Origin of the sequence: Ilyobacter sp., from assembly GCF_041583315.1 — a bacterium.
In the GTDB taxonomy this organism is placed as follows: domain Bacteria; phylum Fusobacteriota; class Fusobacteriia; order Fusobacteriales; family Fusobacteriaceae; genus Ilyobacter.
In genome coordinates, this window is sequence record NZ_JBFHGC010000542.1 from 1 (window position 1) to 1,933 (window position 1,933).

Below are 1,933 nucleotides of genomic sequence, written 5' to 3' on the forward strand. Positions count from 1 at the left end.
ACCTCCAGTAATTTGTTCCAAATATCTCATGGAAATTTCCTCAAAAATCTTACCATATTCAAGTCCTTCTGCAGTGAGTTTTACAAATACATTCCTCTTGTCTAGACAACAATTTTCCTTTTCTATTAAACCTATTTCCACATATTTTGATATTATATCACATAGAGTAGATTTTGATTTTCTCCATTTTTCAGAGATCTCTTTAAATTCCAATTTATTATTATAATTTAATAATATCATAAAAAGCCCAAAATGTTTTGCAGGAATAGGAATTTTTCTTTTCTTTCTCTCAACCTTTAAAAACTCTTCAAATTCCTCAGTTATATGATACATTATACCTAAAATGCAACTTGCCATAATCATATCTATTCACCCTCCCTTAAATCCTTATTTAATTTTATACGAAAACGAATAAAAAGTCAAGAAAGGTTTTATATTAATTTTTAAAAAAGCTGTATCTCGATCACTCCTAAACTGTCAAAATGCGTTCTTTATTTTTTATAAGTTCTGTCAAAGGTTCTCCCCATAATTTTAGTTCAATTCCTAATTCTGTAAGTTTTTCTGCTGTTCCTAGATTTCTTGCACAGGCAAGGCACCCACTAAATTCTACTCCTACTTCCTGCCCTTCTTTTATAAGGTTTTGAATATTAGTATTTTCAGCGACAAGTTTTGATGTTGCACCCCAAATAATAACGGTAACTTTCTCCCACCAATTTCTCAAGATTGCATTTTTAGAATACATCATCACCATGTGTTCTGCTGATACTATATCAGCATTTGTCCATAAAATATATAAGTGATTATTTTCCATTTTTCCTCCTTCTTTGATTTATAATTTTACATTGCGATATTATTATTTTTTAGATAAATACTCCTGTAAAATTCTTCCTGCATTTTCACATTTTGCTACCGATGCCGGCTGTTTATCAAATTCAGGGGGTAACATTTCAGGGGTTATTTCATCCACAAACCCGTTATTTTTTACAACATTTCCATCAACACAAGGCAAACTGTATTTACAGGTATAACACTGGGAGTAGGCACCGACTAAAAATTTTGATACGACATTCATTTTATTACTTTTTGTAAAATATTCAACTATTTTTAGTACCTGGCTATTTTCTTCATCTTTTGAGTAGCCTGTTGATATAATAACAACCGGTTTATCCTTCAATTGAAATACACTTTGATGACGGAAACAAAAACATCTTTCCAGTAAGCTGTGTGATAGTGCATTTGGCATATCGTAATAATTGGGGACCCCCAGTACTATACCATCAGCTCGAACCATCGCTTCTGCTATTTCTGGAAAATCATCTTTAATCACGCATCCATTATCCTTTGTGCATCCAAGACAAGCTATACAGCCAGCTATATGCTTCCCGGCAAGAGAGATAAATTTTGTTTCACCTTCATAATTTGAGAGTACCTTTTTAACTGCATGGTCTGTAATTCTGTTTGGTCTGGGACTTCCCGATATTCCTAGTATCATATTTCACTTCCTTTTAATTTCGATTTAACCAATGTTCGGCATCGATAGCTGCCTTACAGCCACTCCCCGCTGCGGTAATAGCCTGTCTATAATCAGAATCCATAACGTCCCCACAGGCGAATACACCTGGGATATCAGTTTTAGAGGTATTATCGGTAACTTGTAAATAACCATTTTCGTCCAATGGTAATTGTCCGTCTAAAAAACCTGTATTAGGAGTGTGTCCGATGGCTACAAATAGTGCGTTTACGTCAATTGTAGAAGTAGTTTCATCGACAGTACTCCTAAGCTTTAATTGATTCACTTCTGTTTTATCTCCAACAATTTCTTCCACAGTACTATTGTATATTATCTCGATTTTAGGATTATTTTTTACTCTATCCTGCATGGCCTGACTGGCTCTAAAAGTATCACGACGGTGAATTAAATATACTTTGTTGC

The 1,933-nt window shown here is 33.8% G+C and carries 4 protein-coding genes; all 4 read right to left on the reverse strand.

Annotation, left to right across the window (positions count from 1 at the left end; genetic code table 11):
• The coding region (locus ABZA26_RS13975; protein ID WP_372715104.1) for a winged helix DNA-binding protein at positions 1–363 on the reverse strand (363 nt) is incomplete at its 3' end.
• 106 nt (positions 364–469) lie between these two features.
• Entirely contained in the window at positions 470–811 is a 342-nt protein-coding gene (locus ABZA26_RS13980; RefSeq protein WP_372715105.1) for a DsrE family protein, read from the reverse strand.
• A gap of 42 nt (positions 812–853) precedes the next feature.
• Entirely contained in the window at positions 854–1,492 is a 639-nt protein-coding gene (locus ABZA26_RS13985; protein WP_372715106.1) for a flavodoxin family protein, read from the reverse strand.
• Between the two features lie 13 nt (positions 1,493–1,505).
• The coding region (locus ABZA26_RS13990; RefSeq protein WP_372715107.1) for an FAD-dependent oxidoreductase at positions 1,506–1,933 on the reverse strand (428 nt) is incomplete at its 5' end.

Excerpts from the sequence above, each read along its gene's own strand:
- ABZA26_RS13980 (WP_372715105.1), bottom strand. The coding sequence starts at position 811 with ATGGAAAATAATCACTTATATATTTTATGGACAAATGCTGATATAGTA.
- ABZA26_RS13985 (WP_372715106.1), bottom strand. The coding sequence starts at position 1,492 with ATGATACTAGGAATATCGGGAAGTCCCAGACCAAACAGAATTACAGAC.